Origin of the sequence: Halomarina rubra (assembly GCF_023699475.1) — an archaeon.
GTDB classification, from domain to species: domain Archaea; phylum Halobacteriota; class Halobacteria; order Halobacteriales; family Haloarculaceae; genus Halomarina; species Halomarina rubra.
In genome coordinates this window covers 757,249-771,232 of record NZ_JALXFV010000008.1, presented here as the reverse complement: position 1 = coordinate 771,232, position 13,984 = coordinate 757,249, and the positions used below count along the sequence as shown (strand labels likewise).

21 protein-coding genes are annotated in these 13,984 nt (G+C 68.5%); 9 read left to right on the top strand and 12 right to left on the bottom strand.

The features are described 5' to 3' along the window. Positions 1-71: 71 nt before the first annotated feature. Together M1L36_RS19040 and M1L36_RS19035 are read left to right on the top strand one after the other, a co-directional pair. Positions 72-254: a DUF7836 family putative zinc-binding protein gene (locus M1L36_RS19040; protein ID WP_250875321.1), complete on the top strand. Its 183-nt coding sequence runs from the start codon at positions 72-74 to the stop codon at positions 252-254. A gap of 166 nt (positions 255-420) precedes the next feature. Continuing rightward, positions 421-654, top strand: coding sequence for a UPF0058 family protein (locus M1L36_RS19035; protein WP_250875320.1), 234 nt, complete (start codon positions 421-423; stop codon positions 652-654). A gap of 155 nt (positions 655-809) precedes the next feature. On the opposite strand, the gene M1L36_RS19030 is transcribed toward M1L36_RS19035, so the two are convergent. Next, complete coding sequence (locus M1L36_RS19030) at positions 810-1,262, bottom strand: DUF555 domain-containing protein (protein WP_250875319.1); 453 nt, start codon at positions 1,260-1,262, stop codon at positions 810-812. A gap of 80 nt (positions 1,263-1,342) precedes the next feature. Between M1L36_RS19030 and M1L36_RS19025 the strand changes: the two genes are divergently transcribed. From M1L36_RS19025 to moaC, 4 genes are all read left to right on the top strand, one after another. Next, positions 1,343-2,257 carry a DNA-3-methyladenine glycosylase family protein gene (locus tag M1L36_RS19025; protein WP_250875318.1) on the top strand — a complete coding sequence of 305 codons (915 nt, stop codon included), beginning with the start codon at positions 1,343-1,345 and terminating at the stop codon, positions 2,255-2,257. A gap of 162 nt (positions 2,258-2,419) precedes the next feature. Then, positions 2,420-2,725, top strand: coding sequence for an acylphosphatase (locus M1L36_RS19020; RefSeq protein WP_250875317.1), 306 nt, complete (start codon positions 2,420-2,422; stop codon positions 2,723-2,725). Positions 2,726-2,803: 78 nt separating this feature from the next. Then, entirely contained in the window at positions 2,804-4,255 is a 1,452-nt protein-coding gene (locus M1L36_RS19015; RefSeq protein ID WP_250875316.1) for an NAD(P)H-hydrate dehydratase, read from the top strand. Then, on the top strand, positions 4,252-4,788 hold the full coding sequence (moaC, locus tag M1L36_RS19010; protein WP_305794566.1) for a cyclic pyranopterin monophosphate synthase MoaC: 537 nt from the start codon (positions 4,252-4,254) through the stop codon (positions 4,786-4,788). The genes M1L36_RS19015 and moaC overlap by 4 nt, the downstream gene beginning before the upstream one ends. A 24-nt stretch (positions 4,789-4,812) precedes the next feature. On the opposite strand, the gene M1L36_RS19005 is transcribed toward moaC, so the two are convergent. Together M1L36_RS19005 and hflX are read right to left on the bottom strand one after the other, a co-directional pair. Continuing rightward, positions 4,813-5,421 (bottom strand): hypothetical protein, encoded by a 609-nt coding sequence (locus M1L36_RS19005; RefSeq protein WP_250875315.1) that lies wholly within the window; start codon positions 5,419-5,421, stop codon positions 4,813-4,815. A 76-nt stretch (positions 5,422-5,497) separates the two neighbouring features. Then, positions 5,498-6,814 carry a GTPase HflX gene (gene hflX / locus M1L36_RS19000; RefSeq protein ID WP_250875314.1) on the bottom strand — a complete coding sequence of 439 codons (1,317 nt, stop codon included), beginning with the start codon at positions 6,812-6,814 and terminating at the stop codon, positions 5,498-5,500. Positions 6,815-6,934: 120 nt separating this feature from the next. On the opposite strand from hflX, the gene M1L36_RS18995 reads away from it, so the two are divergent. Beyond that, positions 6,935-7,252, top strand: coding sequence for an FUN14 domain-containing protein (locus M1L36_RS18995; RefSeq protein ID WP_250875313.1), 318 nt, complete (start codon positions 6,935-6,937; stop codon positions 7,250-7,252). A 127-nt stretch (positions 7,253-7,379) separates the two neighbouring features. Here M1L36_RS18995 and M1L36_RS18990 read toward each other — a convergent pair whose 3' ends face one another. The 7 genes from M1L36_RS18990 to M1L36_RS18960 all read right to left on the bottom strand — a co-directional run bounded on the left by M1L36_RS18990 (position 7,380) and on the right by M1L36_RS18960 (position 11,887). Then, the gene (locus M1L36_RS18990; protein WP_250875312.1) at positions 7,380-8,105 is read right to left on the bottom strand and encodes a ribosome assembly factor SBDS; all 726 of its coding nucleotides are present in this window, start codon (positions 8,103-8,105) and stop codon (positions 7,380-7,382) included. A gap of 162 nt (positions 8,106-8,267) precedes the next feature. After that, positions 8,268-9,017, bottom strand: a complete 750-nt coding sequence (gene psmA, locus M1L36_RS18985; protein ID WP_250875311.1) for an archaeal proteasome endopeptidase complex subunit alpha — start codon at positions 9,015-9,017, stop codon at positions 8,268-8,270. A gap of 18 nt (positions 9,018-9,035) precedes the next feature. Then, the gene (locus M1L36_RS18980; protein ID WP_250875310.1) at positions 9,036-9,512 is read right to left on the bottom strand and encodes an Rpp14/Pop5 family protein; all 477 of its coding nucleotides are present in this window, start codon (positions 9,510-9,512) and stop codon (positions 9,036-9,038) included. 22 nt (positions 9,513-9,534) lie between these two features. Beyond that, positions 9,535-10,218, bottom strand: a complete 684-nt coding sequence (locus tag M1L36_RS18975) for a class I SAM-dependent methyltransferase (protein WP_250875309.1) — start codon at positions 10,216-10,218, stop codon at positions 9,535-9,537. Continuing rightward, on the bottom strand, positions 10,199-10,897 hold the full coding sequence (locus tag M1L36_RS18970; RefSeq protein WP_250875308.1) for an RNase P subunit p30 family protein: 699 nt from the start codon (positions 10,895-10,897) through the stop codon (positions 10,199-10,201). Before M1L36_RS18970 ends, M1L36_RS18975 begins: the two co-directional genes overlap by 20 nt. Positions 10,898-11,216: 319 nt before the next feature. Beyond that, a complete protein-coding gene (locus M1L36_RS18965) occupies positions 11,217-11,642 on the bottom strand; it encodes an RNA-binding protein (protein WP_250875307.1) in 426 nt (141 codons plus the stop codon). Between the two features lie 5 nt (positions 11,643-11,647). Further along, a complete protein-coding gene (locus M1L36_RS18960) occupies positions 11,648-11,887 on the bottom strand; it encodes a DUF1918 domain-containing protein (protein WP_250875306.1) in 240 nt (79 codons plus the stop codon). Positions 11,888-12,042: 155 nt separating this feature from the next. Between M1L36_RS18960 and M1L36_RS18955 the strand changes: the two genes are divergently transcribed. Both M1L36_RS18955 and M1L36_RS18950 read left to right on the top strand, forming a co-directional pair. After that, a complete protein-coding gene (locus M1L36_RS18955) occupies positions 12,043-12,615 on the top strand; it encodes an NUDIX hydrolase (RefSeq protein ID WP_250875305.1) in 573 nt (190 codons plus the stop codon). Next, positions 12,615-12,794: a hypothetical protein gene (locus M1L36_RS18950; protein WP_250875304.1), complete on the top strand. Its 180-nt coding sequence runs from the start codon at positions 12,615-12,617 to the stop codon at positions 12,792-12,794. Before M1L36_RS18955 ends, M1L36_RS18950 begins: the two co-directional genes overlap by 1 nt. Before the next feature lie 4 nt (positions 12,795-12,798). Here the strand turns inward: M1L36_RS18950 and M1L36_RS18945 are convergent, their stop codons facing one another. Together M1L36_RS18945 and M1L36_RS18940 are read right to left on the bottom strand one after the other, a co-directional pair. Further along, on the bottom strand, positions 12,799-13,626 hold the full coding sequence (locus M1L36_RS18945) for a hypothetical protein (protein WP_250875303.1): 828 nt from the start codon (positions 13,624-13,626) through the stop codon (positions 12,799-12,801). 182 nt (positions 13,627-13,808) lie between these two features. Continuing rightward, positions 13,809-13,970 (bottom strand): hypothetical protein, encoded by a 162-nt coding sequence (locus M1L36_RS18940; RefSeq protein ID WP_250875302.1) that lies wholly within the window; start codon positions 13,968-13,970, stop codon positions 13,809-13,811. Positions 13,971-13,984 lie beyond the last annotated feature (14 nt).

Below are 13,984 nucleotides of genomic sequence, written 5' to 3'. Positions count from 1 at the left end.
GCTCGGTGACGCCACCGGCCGGCGTCCCCGCGAGGTCAACGCTTTTGTGACAGGCCGACGCACACAGAGGTATGCCGACGGAAACGTACGTGAGACTGCTCTGTCCCGAGTGCGGTAAACAGTGGGAGGCGTCCCCCCGCGATCTGCCCGAGCACAATCGGACGTTCAACTGTCCGAACTGTCACGCCACCCGCCGGACGGCCGAGTTCACACGGACCGAACACGACCTCGAGACGCTGAAACAGCTCGGCTGACGAGGACGTTCGACCGGCGTTCTGACGTGAATTTCCCCATCATCGAAGGAGAGAGTGTTCAATCGAGAAACGTGTTCTGCGGCCCTCTGAGGCCCTGTATCCGCGGAACGTGCTAACGGTACTCAGGGTAATACTATATGCTCCCAGTCGTTATCCGCTTCTGAGCATGAAAAAGCAGGAACTCATCCACCTTCACGGCCTGCTTGCACAGGTACGAAACCACTACGAGGCCTCCAACGCCACGGACGTCGACCACGAGCGCTACGACGAACTCGGCGTTCGCCCGACATCTATTCACAAGTCGAAGACCGAGCACAAACGTGCCGTCTTCGCACTGGCTGACGGAATCACCGGAGAGATGACTGCAGAGGAGCAGCCGGTCTCCGCTACCGCCGACTGAGTTCTCGACGCGGTCCCCCCACGACAGCAGGCGTCGAGTGACGACGCTCGCGCCGGCAGGGGACTCGCATGAGCCACCACCCGAGCGCCGCCGCTCGACTCCCGCCGAACCGGTAGAATCTCGCCGAACGCTGTGGGGCGTCGTGTCGGTCGCCGCTACTCCTCGATGAGTTCCTCGACGTCCGGAATCATGTCGCCACCGTCGGTGACGCTCTCGTTCGTCGAATCGACCGCCGTGTCGTCGTTACCGTCGTCGCCGTCGTCGTCCTCCTCCTCGATCACGTCGACGTGGAGGACGTCGAGCGGGATGTTGCGCATCCGCTGGCCGATCTCCTTGCGCGCGATACGCGAGGCGTGTTGCTCGTCCTGGACGTTGAACACCGTCATCTCCAGTTCGAGCGAGACCAACCCCTCGTCGGCGGCGACGAACGCCGGTTCGAGTTCCTCCCGGCAGTGCGGACAGTGGCGCTCGCCCATCGAGATCTCGACGTAGTTGAGGTCCGGGTTGAGCATGTCACCCGTCTTGGAGATACCGATGCGGACGGCCTCCTCCGCGGTCCCCACGTCGTACACCGGCACCGCGGCCTCGACGACGACACGACAATCCATAGCACACCTTGTCCGCGCGTTGGCAAGAACCTTCGCCCGCCTTCGAAACCGCCAACACGGAGTCTCGCGTAGGGCGGACGATGGAGACGGGCGAGATACCGCTGGAGACGCTTCCCGGGGGGTTCGACCTGCAGGCGACCGTCGAGAGCGGCCAGACCTACGTCTGGTCGCGCGAGGACGACCGGATGTTCGAGGACACCCTCGCCCACGGTGGCGACGCGTGGTACTCGACGGTCGTCCCCGAAGCCGTGACCGGCGGGGCCCCCGCGGTCGTCCGCGCCCGCCAGCACGACGGTCGTCTGGAGTGGGAGGCCGCCGTCGACGCCCACGACCACCTCGTGCGACTACTCAGACTGGACGACGACCTCGACGCCATCATGGCGGCCACCCCCGAGGACCCCCTGCTCGACGCCGCGTTCGACCGATATCGCGGGATGCGTCTCGTTCGGGACCCGTCGTTCCCCTGTCTCGTCTCGTTCATCTGCTCTGCGCAGATGCGCGTCTCGCGCATCCACGGGATGCAAGAGCGCCTCGCCCGCGAGTACGGCACGCCCGTCGAGTTCGACGGCGCGACCTACCACGCGTTCCCCACGCCCGAGCAGTTGGCGACGGCCACCGAAGTCGACCTCCGGGACCTGAGTCTGGGGTATCGCGCCCCCTACGTCGCCCGGACCGCCGAGATGGTCGCGACGGGCGAGGCCCACCCCGACACCGCCCGGAGCCTCGACTACGAGGACGCCCGCGAGTTCCTCACACAGTTCGTCGGCGTCGGCGAGAAGGTCGCCGACTGCGTGGCGCTGTTCTCGCTGGACTTCCTCGAAGCGGTGCCCCTCGACACGTGGATTCGGACGGCCATCGCCGATCACTACCCCGACTGCGAGGGTGGGAACTACGCCGAGACCTCGCGGGCCATCCGCGAGCGCTTCGGCGGCGACTACGCGGGCTACGCCCAGACGTACGTGTTCTTCCACCTCAGGACCGGCGGCGAGACGTGAGTAGAGACGGGGGAGACCCCCCGGAGACGGTCGTGGGTCTGCGAGAGCAGTAGCGGAATCCCAGCGGGGACCCACGAACCACTCTCGATTTCGGACACTGGTGTATAACGGTGGTGGTCCTTCGCCGTACCGTTCATCACCCTGACGCGTGTACCCCGAGCCATGTCCGACCACGAGTCCGGCGCTCCGACCGACCAGCGCGTCCGCCGTCACGTGTTCGTCACCGGCCGCGTCCAGGGGGTGACCTACCGGGCGTCGACGCGCGAGGCCGCGACCGAACTCGGCGTCGACGGCTGGGTCCGCAACCGCACCGACGGCCGCGTCGAGGCGGTGTTCGAAGGCCCCGAGAACGCCGTCGAACGCCTGCTGGCGTGGTGCGAGGACGGACCGAGACGAGCACGCGTCGAGGACGTGACCGCCGAGACCGAACCTCCCGAGGGCGTCGAGGGGTTCGAGATTCGACGGTGAGTGCTCGCGGCGCGCTGTCGGGGCCGCTCCTCGCCGGTCGCCCGCACGTTTAACCCCTCGCCGCGAGTCCGCGTCGGTATGATATCCGCCGACGAGATGGCCGTCGTCGACGAGAACGCGGCGGCCCTCGGCGTCCCACGGAAGCAGTTGATGGAGTCGAGTGGCAACGCCGTCGCCCGCGTCGTGAGGGAGGTCGCCGACCCCGGCGCACGGGTCGCCATCGTCGCCGGTCGCGGGAACAACGGCGGCGACGGCCTCGTCGCCGCCCGGTTCCTGTCCGAGTACGACGTGACGGTCCACCTGCTCGGGCGCGCCGAGACCATCTCGACCGACATCGCTCGCGAGAACTGGGCGGCGCTCCAGCGCGCCGACCTCGACGCTCGCGAGGTCCGGGACTCGACGACCCTCGACCTCGGTGCCCCCGACGTGGTCGTCGACGCGATGCTCGGTACCGGCGTCACCGGCGACCCCCGCGAACCCGAACGCAGTGCCATCGAGGCCGTCGACGCCCTCGACGCGACGGTCGTCGCCGTCGACGTCCCCTCCGGGGTCGACGCCGACACCGGCGACCGCGCCACGCCCGCCGTCGACGCCGACCACGTCGTCACGTTCCACGACGCGAAACCCGGTCTCGACGCCCTCGACTGCGTCGTGACCGTCGCGGACATCGGCATCCCCGCGGCCGCAGAACGGTTCGTCGAGCGGGGGGACCTCCAGCGGGTCCGTCGCGGCGGCGAGACCAAGGGCGACAACGGCCGGGTGTTCGTAATCGGTGGCGGTCCGTACACCGGTGCGCCCGCAATGGCCGCACAGGGGGCGCTCCGAGCGGGTGCGGACCTCTCGTTCGTCGCCGTCCCCGAGTCGGTGAAGACACCTATCGCGAGCTACGCCGAGGACCTCATCGTCCAGCCGTACGACGGCGAGCGGCTTACCCCCGAGCACGTCCCGGACCTCGTCGAGACGGCCCACGACCACGACGACGTCGTCGTACTGGGTCCGGGTCTCGGGAGCGCCGACGACACCCTCGACGCGGTCCGCGAGTTCCTCGACTCGTTCGAGGGCCGAGCGGTCGTCGACGCCGACGCGCTCTCGGTCGTCCCCGAGGTCGACACCGACGCCGACCTCGTGTTGACGCCGAACAGCCACGAGTTCGTCGAGTTGGGCGGCGAGGCCGTCGAGGACTTCCGAGGCGACGAGGACGCCGTCGAGTCGCTCGCGGCAGAGTTAGGCCACGTCGTCCTCGCGAAGGCGAAGACGGACGTCGTCTCCGACGGCGAGCGGACGCGGGTCTGTCGGGCAGGCACCCCGGGGATGACCGTCGGCGGGACCGGCGACACGCTCGCGGGCATCACCGCGGCGATGGTGGCGACGCTCGACCCCTTCGAGGCGGCCTGCGTCGCTCCGTACGTCAACGGGCGGGCCGGCGAACTCGTCGCCGAGGAGCACGCCCCCGGCGGCGGGTTGCTCGCCTCGGACCTCCTCGACCGTATCCCACGAGCTATCTGGGGCGAGGACCGACCGGAGTCATGAACGAGGACGAGAGCGAGGAACCCGGAGGAGCCACCGACGCGAACGACGCCGGTAGCCCCGGCGACGACCTGACTCACACCGACGAGCGCGGCGAGGTCCAGATGGTGGACGTAGGGGCGAAACCCGACACCGCACGACGGGCGGTCGCCGCCGGCGAGATTCACCTCTCTCCGGGGACCGTCGCGGCCATCCGCGACGACGCGCTCTCGAAGGGCGACGTGCTGGCGACGGCCCGCATCGGCGCGGTCCAGGCGGTGAAACACACCTGGGAGACCATCCCGATGTGCCACCAGATACCCATCACGAACGTCGAGACGGCGTTCGCCGTCGAGGACGACCGCGTCACCGCGGAGGTGGCCGTCGAGACGACCGGGAAGACCGGCTGTGAGATGGAGGCGCTGGAGGGCGTGACGACCGGACTCAACGTCGTCTGGGACATGGTGAAAGCCGCGGAGAAGGACGCCGACGGCCAGTACCCCGGCACCCGCATCGAGAACGTCCGGGTCGTCTCGAAGGAGAAACGCTCGCTGTAACGCGCTGCTCGCCGGCGGGCCGACTCACCCGAACGCGGCGTCACCCGCCCGCTGGACGGCCCCGCGGTCGAGGTCGACCCACGACCCGAGCGTCGCGTCCTCGGTCTCCGCCGCCAGCCGGTCGCTCACAGCGGCCGCCACGCCCATCGTGACCCGGTCGGCCGGCAGGTCGTCTCGCTCTCCCAGTTCGTCGCGAATCGCCGCCCACCGGTCGGTCAGGGCTGCCTCGTCGGTCTCACGCCACGAGGTCGGGGCGTCCGGGTGCGTTCGCGTCGCGAACCCGTGGGCGAGCGCCTCACGCAGGAGGCGCTGCCAGCGGAACGCCACCTCGATTCGGTCGTCGGCCCACGCACGGCCGAACTGCTGGGCGACGACCGGGCCGAGCGCGTCGGTCCACCCCGAGACGTCGGCGTTGAACGCCAGTTCGACCTCGCCCGCCCCGAACGTCGTCCCCGAGACGCCCCGTCGCTCCTCGCGGACGCTCTCGCTGTCGGTCCACCCCAGCGCGACGTGCAGCGGTGTCTCCAGCGGGTCGCCGAGCAGGTCGCTCCGTTCGCAGGTGTCGAGGGCGACGCCGACGAGCGCGCGTGCCTCGCTCAGTTCTGCCTCGGTCGGGCGCAGGTCGTAGGACACGCTCGCGGAGTCGACGCGCGAGCAGTTAGCTCTCGGGGCCGGGGGTGACTTCGGGACGGTCGAGAACGGGGGCGAACTACGACTCGGCGGGGACGGCGATGTCGTTCGCACGCGCTCGGGCGCGCTCGACGATGGAGGGCCGCGCCTCGAAGTCGACGACCACCTCGTCGGCGTAGTCGACTTCCCGGACGTGGGCGTGGTCGTGGATCCACGAGACGAGGCTCATCGCCTCGTCGCTCATCGGGAGGACGAGACGCTCGCGGTCGTAGGGGGGGAGGTCCGTGTCGATGCGCCCAAGCAGCGTGTCGATGTCGAGACCCTCCTTCCCGCTGACGGCGACGGGGTCGGGGGCGAGGGCGGCCAGCGCCTCGCGTTTGCGCTCGACCTCGTCGGCGGACACCTTGTCGACCTTGTTGAGCACGGTGACGATGGGTGCCTCGTTGCGCTCGTAGAGGGTGTCGTGACTCGTCACGAGCTTCTGGCGGATGTCCTCGACGGGTTCGGAGACATCGACGACCAGCAAGACGAGGTCCGCGCGGTAGACGGCGTCGAGCGTGGACTTGAACGACTCGACGAGCCAGTGGGGGAGGTCCGAGACGAACCCGACGGTGTCGGTGACGAGCACGTTCCGCCGGTCGGTGTCGACTCGTCGGGTCGTCGTCCCGAGCGTCGTGAACAGTTTGTCCTGGGACTCGGCGGTCTTGTCGAGGTCCGGGTGGAGGTCCTCGTTCTCGTCGACGTCGAGGTCGGCGGCGAGGCGTCGGAGGAGCGTCGACTTCCCGGCGTTCGTGTAGCCGGCGAGCGCGACGAGGTCGAACCCGGACTCGCGGCGCTGTTCGCGGCGGTGTTCCTCGTCGTCCTCGATACGCTGGAGTTCGTCCCGGATGCGCGAGATGCGCGATTTGATGTCCCGTTCGCGCGAGTCGTCGTACTCACCGAGCCCCATGAAACCGGGGCGCTCGTCGCGTCGGGCCAGCGACACCTTCGCCTCGACGCGCGGGAGTTCGTAGCGCAACTCGGCGAGTTCGACCTGGAGTTGGGCTTTGCGGGTCTGGGCGCGCTGGCCGAAGATGTCGAGGATGAGCCGGAAGCGGTCTTTCACCTCGACGCCCTCGGGGAGTTTGGTCCCGAGGTTGTACGTCTGGTACGGGCCGAGGCGGTTGTCGAAGACGACCACGCCCGCGCCCGTCTCGTCGACGGTCGCGGCGAGTTCCTCGACTTTCCCCTCCCCGAGACAGAGCGCAGGGTCCTCCTTGCGCGTCTGGGTCACCTCGCCGGCGACCGTGAGGCCGGCCGCCGCAGCGAGGTCACGAATCTCCTCCGTGTCGGGTTCCCCGGCGTCGGCGCGTGCGGCGATGACGGCCGTCTCGGGGTCGCGGTGTGTGGCGGTCACTCACGCGGCGTTAGGACGTGCGACTATTTAACTTCCGGGCAGTCCCCACTCGGGCGTCACGTTCCTCGGGCTACACAGCTAGTCGCAAGAGGTTTACCAGTCGGTTTCCCTGACACTCACATGGCAGGAATCGACCCGACACAACTCGGTCTCGACCTCGGCACCGGCGGGGTCATCGGCGGCGTCATGGGGTTCGCCGCGAAGAAGATCGCGAAGGTGATCGCCGTCCTCGTCGGCCTCCAGTTGGCCGCGTTCAAGTTCCTCGAATCGGAGGGCATCCTCACCGTCGACTGGGAGCGCATCTCCGGCGGCATGCTCGACGCCGGCAGTGCGGCGACGTCGAGTCAGCCCCCGGACTTCCTGATGAGCGTCCTCTCGACGGTCTCCATCTCCGGCGGCTTCGCCGCAGGGTTCATGGCCGGCTTCAAACTCGGATAGCGCTCGACTCACTTTCTCGATCGGACCAACGCTGGAGCGTCCGCTCCGTCTCGCCGGACACCGGCCCTTCGAATCTGCGCCACCGACGCTACCGACGACACCGACGCCGCAAAAGCCGCGAGAGCCGCTACCGCGTCGACAGTTCGTCCTCGTCCTTGATGACGCGCGTCTCGGCCTCGCCGGAGGACACCTCGTTGACCAGGTCGTAGAGGTCGTTCTGGATGCCCGCCGGGAAGGTGACGACGCCGACCCAGCCGCCGTCGTTCTGCCACTCCTCGCGTTCGAGTTCGCCGAACTGGCGGACCCGGGCCTGCCCGCTCCCGGCGTAGTCGGGGGGCAGGCGGACGGCGACGGTCATCTCGTCGAACCGGATGGGGATGACCGGTCGGAGCACGTCGAGGGCGTCGTCGACCTGGTTCTCGACGGGTTCCATCGGGTCGACCTTGAACCGCGCCTCCTCCAGCGCCCGTTCGATGCGCTCGGGCGGGTGGGGGGCGTCGTCCATCTGCGGGTTGACCGCGTTTCGCGCGATGGTGTTGACGAGCTGTCGGCGTTTCTGTTCTTGCATCTCGCGGCGCTGCTCGGCCGTGATCTGTATCTCACCGCGACGGACCACTTCGGGGATGATTGCCATCGGGTCGGTTGTGTCGAACACGTCCTCGAGGTCCGATTCGGCGGGTCGGTCCCCCCGCGAGGCGTCCTCGAAGACGTCCTCTGCGGCGATGACCTCCTCCAAATCGCCGTCGAACTCGCCACGTTTCATCGCGAGAGCGGCGTCCGGGTCGATGAGCACCTCGAAGCGCGCCCCGTGGGATTCGAGTCGGGCCGTCACCGCTTCGTCCAGCGAAATCATGCCGATACGTACCGCACCACGGTTCAAGTGTGTTTCCCGCTTCCCTCGACGACCGCCGCGTACTGCCCGTGACGGCCGCGCGTGTCGTCTCGTTGCTGGTGTACGCCGGCCAGTGCAGTCGCTCCGGTGCCGTGAAAATCGTGAGCAGTGACGGCCGACCCGTTACTCCTCTGGCTCGTCGTCGGCCAGCAGGTCGTGTTCGGTGAGGTACTCGTCGACCTCGTCGACGGGCAGTTCGCGGTACTGCTCGGTCTCGACGTCCACGGTGGCGACGCCGAGGCCCTCCGCCTGCAGACCCTCCTCGTTGACCGAGTCGAGCGCTTCGAGCGCGAGGCCGACGCCCGCGTCGAGGTCCATCTCCTCGGTGTAGTTCTCCTTGAGGTAGTCCTCGATGTCGTTGCGGTTGCCGCCGACGGCGAGCGCCTTCCATTCGTAGGGCGTCCCCGAGGGGTCGGTCTCGTAGAGGCGCGGTTCGCCGTCCTCGACGCCGCCGATGATGAGCGCGACGCCGAACGGGCGTGCGCCGCCGACCTGCGTGTACTGCTGGATGTTGTCGACGACCATCTTCGTCAGCGGTTCGACGCCGATGGGTTCGCCGTACCGGAGCTGCTCGACCTGCGCCTGTCGGCGCGCGTAGTCGATGAGCTGTCGGGCGTCGGCGACGTGGCCGGCGCTGGCGATGCCGACGTGGTCGTCGACCTTGTGGAGTTTCTCGACGCTCGTCCCTTCGAGGAGGGGCGAGCGGATGCGCTTGTCGACGACGAGGACGACGCCGTCGTTCGTTCGAACGCCGATGCTCGCGGTGCCCCGCTTGACGGCTTCACGGGCGTACTCGACCTGGTAGAGGCGGCCGTCCGGCGAGAAGATGGTGATCCCGCGGTCGTACGCCTGCTGTTGATTTTGACCTTGCATTGGTGGAGATGGATGAGCTTAGCAGTCGTAATCCGTCGCGCCCGCGAACCCGTCGCCGACCCGCACGTCGACCCGTCCGCCACGGGCGAGTGCGGTGCGGTCCGAGTCCTCGAACTCGACGCGTTTCTCGTCCGTCGATTCCAGCGGGCGGTGTATATAGCTTTCTTCGCAGGCGCGGACCGTCCCGCTGACACCGCGGACCGTCACGCGCACCGGGTGGCCGTCGACGCGGTCGAGACAGGCGAGCGCCGCTCGGGCGCGCTCGACCTCACCACGCCGGACACGGACGACGGCGTCGCCGACCCCCGCTTCGAAGGTGAACCCGTAGACGGTGCCGTCGATGGCGGCGCTACCGACGTCGCCCAGGAGGTTCTGAGCGGCGTACCAGAGGTCGCGCTGGAACGCGCGCCGGTCGATACGAGCGTCGGGCCAACTCTCGATGCCGACGCCGAGATACCGCCAGCGCGGACGGACGTGTTTCGGGAGGTGTTTCATGGGGAACTCCGGTCGACCGCCCTCACTCCTCGACGGTGCGCCCGCCGTTCGGCGAGCGCTCGGCGACGAGCACGCCGAACTGTTCGTGGACCATCTCGACGGCGGTGAGCGCGAACCCGGCGTCGGTCAGCGCGTCGGCGAGCATCCCGACCGTGGCGGGGTCGTCCACTTCGGGGCTGTACAGCGGGTTCTCCGGGTTCGGTTCGCCGAAGAACATCACGTCGCCCAGCACGAACCGGCGGGGGTTCAGCGCGGCGATGGCGTGGATGGCCTCGCGTTTCTCGTCATTGGCGAGGTGGTGCATCGCGAAGTTCGACACGACGATGTCGACGCGAGCATCGCGACCGTCGGCCTGGGGTGTCTCCGACGACCCAATATCGGCCGATTCGACGTTCGGGTCGCGGAACGTTCCGTACTCGACCTCGAAGTTCTCGATGCCGGCGTCGGCGGCCTTCTCGCGGGCTCGTTCCATCATCCCCTCGCTCACGTCGCGACCGAGGACTCGCTCCGCCGAGTCGGCGAGCGAGAGGCCGATGGCCCCCGTCCCACACCCGAGGTCGAGGACCACGTCGTCCGGATTGGGGTCTGCGTGCTCGATCACCAGCGAGACGCAGGCGCGGTACTCCTCGGTGTCGTTCTGGCTGTCGTCGTACTCCCCGGCGATGGAGTCGAACCGGGCGGCGTGTTCATCGATGGTCTTCTTCATACCTGCCACGTCTGACGCCGGGTTCAATGAAGGAATCGGAGACGACCTCGCGATTTCGCTCGGTGATTCGTCCCCACTCGCGGAGACCGGTCTCGACCTGGTCGTGCGTGAACCCCAGCAGGTCGCCGAGCGCGAGCAGTTCGCGGGGCGCGCGCAGGTGGAGGTGGGACTCAGCACCCGCGCTGACGACGAAAGGGGCGTCGTACTGTTCGACCATCTCCCGGAGTTTCCGGAGGCCACGGAGCGCCTGCACTCGTCGGCCGCCGTCGGCCCGCAGGACACGGTCGAACGCGAACTCCAGGCGGACGCCGTTTCGCGCCGCCGCCTTCGCCAGCACGTGGTTGACGTCGCCGTCGACCATCGGCCGGGTCACCACGTCGACGCGCGGGTCCTCGACTGCGAAGCGGTTGAGCGTCCCACCGCGGACGCAGACGACGGTGTGGCGCTCCCGGAGGCGGTCGACGGCGCTCGCCGCGGCCGTCCGGTCGTCGGCGCGGACCTCACAGCCCTCGACCACGTCGACGCCGTAGCGGTCGGCGATGGCTCCGGCGTCGTAGTCACAGTCGGTGTCTGCGTCCGCACGGACGACGATGCCGTCGTACCCCTGGTCGGCGGCGGTCAGCGCGAACCGAGCAACGGTGCTCGACCCGTCCGGGCGAGGGGTGACGGCTTCGTACACGCCTCGCGGTTCGGCGTCGTCACTGTTGACCGTTCGGGTTCGTCGAAGGAGTGTGTCCCTCGCGGGACGTCGCGTCCCCCATGACAGGTGTGCGACCCACGGTGAATCGGGGGCGACCGTGTGCGACCAGCCGGCGTACCCCCGTCACCGCCGACGGCCGTCCGTCGGGGTCACAGCGCGTCTACGCAGTGTGTACGTCGACTGTGACCACCTGCCAGTACGGGTGAGGAGAGTTAGTTAGTAGCACAGTTCACCGCCGTCGGCGGCCGTAAGTGAAGCATACGGGGAGAGTCCCCGAGAGGAGTCTGCTCGCGAACGGTTACAGTTCGCCCAGCGCCGCACGCACGTTCTCGACGGCGGCGTCTTTCTTCGCGGGGTACGCCTCGACCTTCCCGCGGACCGAGAGTCCCTCGCCGAGTTCGACGTCGCCGGCGAGCGCGGCCTGCTTGTCGAGGTACATGTACAGTTCGCAGTCCTCGGTCACGCGGCGGTCGAGTTCGTCGACGATGGCGTCGAGGTCCTCGGAGTCGGCGAGTCGCGAGAGGACGTGACGCACGTCGTCGGCGTTCTCGACACGCGCCGAGAGGACGACGATGGGGTCGCCGTGGAACCCGGTGTTCTCGGCGCGTTCGACGGGGTAGTCGTCGGGGAGCATCGTCCGGAGCGCCCGCTCGACGCGCACCTCGTCCTCCGTGGCGTAGCAGAACGCCTGGACGTCGACGTAGTGGAACGGGACGCTCGACACGGCGATTACTCCTCGTCGGTGTCCGCGTCGGTGTCCGCGTCGGCGTCCTCGTCGGCGTCCTCGTCGTCCGAGGCGGCCTCGAGTGCGTCGGCGGGGACGCCCTGTTCCTGCCCGTCGTCGAAGCTCACGGTGTAGGTGGCCTCGCCGAACATGTTCTCGACCTTCTGGGTGACGACGCCCGTCTCGCCGTCGTAGTCGCTGTGCTTGTCGTTGAGGACGACCGTGTCGTCTTCGTCGAATGCCATAGCCGTCGGTACCCCGCCGGCGGGCAAAAAGACCGTGATTCACCGAGCGTGCCGTCGATGGCCGCGCTCGCCGAAGCCTCTTTCCGGCCGGTCGGTGTAGCCCCCGAGAATGACCGACCCGTCCGCGCGACCCCGCCCCGAGGTGCCACGATGACATGACCGTCGACGAGTGCTGGTTCCTCTCCCGGGAGGCCGACCAGCGCGCACAGCGCGCGTACCACGACCTGACCGACCGGTACGACGACTACATCGCGTTCGAGCGGACCGAACGTGTCTCGCGAGGCCGCTTCGAGCGACTCGCTCGTCGCGTCCGGGACTGTGGCGCACCGTACGGCGCACACACCGTCGTCCACCGCGAGGCGGACGGAGCCCCGGACGAACTCCTGCTCGTTCGCCACGAGGGCGTCGACCTGTGGGTGCTCCCCGGCGGCTGTGTCGAACGCGAAGAGAGCTACCGCCAGACCGCTCGCCGCGAACTCGGGGAAGAAGCGGGCGTCGACGCCACCTACGACGGGCTGGCGATGGTGACCCGCCTCACCATCCGCTCCGGGGAGTACGAGACGACGGGCGTGTTGCCGGTGTTCGCCGCCCGCGCGGAGTCGTTCGCCCCCGAGGTGACCGACCCCGACTGCGAGATAAGCGCGGCGCGCTGGTTCGGCTTCGACGAACTCCCCGCGGACACTCGTGACCGCGAGGACCTGCTCGCCTGGCACGCGGAGGCGCACTGATGGGGCTGGTCGGCGCGACCTGTCCGAACTGCAGGGCCTCGACGTACCTCAGCGTCCCCGAGGGCCGTCGCTTCGTCGGCACCGAGCGCGGAGCTTCGGAACGCGAGGGACTGGTCGAGGAGGAGACGACCTGCGACAGCTGTGGCGCGACGTTCCCGTTCGTCCACGGGCCGGCGTGAGCCGCTATTCGGGTTCGAACCGCTTGCCCTCACGGGCGTCCGCCTCGAATCGCCGAAGTGTCGCCCGGGCGTTCGAGGCATCGTAGCCGAACAGCACGTCCTTGGCGTACGCGCCGGCCACCTCCGTCGCCTTCCCGAGTGCGTCTGGGTCGACGTCGACGGCGTACAACTCGATGGAGAAGGGCGTCACCAGTTCGTCGACGAACCCCTGAGCGAGTATCTCCAGCCAGTACGTCGTCGAGTACGCCATGTCGTAGATCGGGACGACGTACTCGTCGACGTACTCGTCGAGCGCTTCGGGGTCGACACCCGTGCGCTCGCGCAGGTGCCCGGGGTACGGGTTGGGGTACAGCGTGAGGTAGAGGCGGCCGGGGACCCGGTCGCGTGCCTCGGCGACGAACGACTCGATGACCGACGCCCGCCAGTCGAAGCGGTCGTCGGAGCTACTCTCGGCGAACAGCCGCTCACACCGGTCACACCGACAGTACTCTGGACGCGGGAACCCCACGTCGTCGAGACGCACGTCCGGCGAGACGGCCGCACAGTCCGCGATGGTCTCCAGCAGGCCCTCGCGGTAGTCGGGGTGGGTCGGACAGACGAACGACCAGTCGAAGTACGGCTGTTCGCGGGTCGCGCGGTTGCCCTCGTCGTCGACCGGGACGAGGCTGGGGTTGCCTCGCGCGGCAGCGTTGTCCGCGAAACACGACACCATGTTGACGGCGTTCGGTTCGGGGTCGGCGGCACGACCCGAGACGTCTTTCGCCTCGAAGAACGCGCGGTCGAACTCCGACCACTCCAGTTCGGGGGCGTTGCGGGTGACGACGCCGTACATACCCGCCCTCGCAGTGGCTCGGGGGTAAGTCGTTCGAAAAACGGGGACCGGACCCGTGTGGGTCGGTGGTCGTCGTCGGTGCTGTCGGTCTATCGGCGCGCCATGAAGGCGACGGCGACTGCGACCAGTGCAACGAGCATGAGTACCTTGCGGGACATCACCGGATACGTTACTGTCCGACGTTATAGCTGTTCTCCTCGACGGAGTCGTCGTTCGACCCACTGTCGGGTGTCGCTTCGGAGCGCGAACGCAGCGGCCACCGCCAACAGGAGGTGTCCGGTCACCGCGGCGAACGCTGTCAGTCCAGAGACGACGAACAGGTCGGAGGGGGAGGGCGAGCGCACACCGTCACTCGGGA

Bases quoted from the DNA above. Each gene is read 5' to 3' on its own strand.
- M1L36_RS19035 (WP_250875320.1), top strand. From the start codon at position 421: ATGAAAAAGCAGGAACTCATCCACCTTCACGGCCTGCTTGCACAGGTA.
- M1L36_RS18960 (WP_250875306.1), bottom strand. From the start codon at position 11,887: ATGGCATTCGACGAAGACGACACGGTCGTCCTCAACGACAAGCACAGC.
- M1L36_RS18990 (WP_250875312.1), bottom strand. From the start codon at position 8,105: ATGATTTCGCTGGACGAAGCGGTGACGGCCCGACTCGAATCCCACGGG.
- M1L36_RS18975 (WP_250875309.1), bottom strand. From the start codon at position 10,218: ATGAAGAAGACCATCGATGAACACGCCGCCCGGTTCGACTCCATCGCC.
- M1L36_RS19020 (WP_250875317.1), top strand. From the start codon at position 2,420: ATGTCCGACCACGAGTCCGGCGCTCCGACCGACCAGCGCGTCCGCCGT.
- M1L36_RS18945 (WP_250875303.1), bottom strand. From the start codon at position 13,626: ATGTACGGCGTCGTCACCCGCAACGCCCCCGAACTGGAGTGGTCGGAG.
- M1L36_RS19015 (WP_250875316.1), top strand. From the start codon at position 2,804: ATGATATCCGCCGACGAGATGGCCGTCGTCGACGAGAACGCGGCGGCC.
- psmA (WP_250875311.1), bottom strand. From the start codon at position 9,017: ATGCAAGGTCAAAATCAACAGCAGGCGTACGACCGCGGGATCACCATC.
- M1L36_RS18950 (WP_250875304.1), top strand. From the start codon at position 12,615: ATGGGGCTGGTCGGCGCGACCTGTCCGAACTGCAGGGCCTCGACGTAC.
- M1L36_RS19040 (WP_250875321.1), top strand. From the start codon at position 72: ATGCCGACGGAAACGTACGTGAGACTGCTCTGTCCCGAGTGCGGTAAA.
- M1L36_RS19025 (WP_250875318.1), top strand. From the start codon at position 1,343: ATGGAGACGGGCGAGATACCGCTGGAGACGCTTCCCGGGGGGTTCGAC.
- M1L36_RS18980 (WP_250875310.1), bottom strand. From the start codon at position 9,512: ATGAAACACCTCCCGAAACACGTCCGTCCGCGCTGGCGGTATCTCGGC.
- moaC (WP_305794566.1), top strand. From the start codon at position 4,252: ATGAACGAGGACGAGAGCGAGGAACCCGGAGGAGCCACCGACGCGAAC.
- M1L36_RS18995 (WP_250875313.1), top strand. From the start codon at position 6,935: ATGGCAGGAATCGACCCGACACAACTCGGTCTCGACCTCGGCACCGGC.
- M1L36_RS18955 (WP_250875305.1), top strand. From the start codon at position 12,043: ATGACCGTCGACGAGTGCTGGTTCCTCTCCCGGGAGGCCGACCAGCGC.
- M1L36_RS19030 (WP_250875319.1), bottom strand. From the start codon at position 1,262: ATGGATTGTCGTGTCGTCGTCGAGGCCGCGGTGCCGGTGTACGACGTG.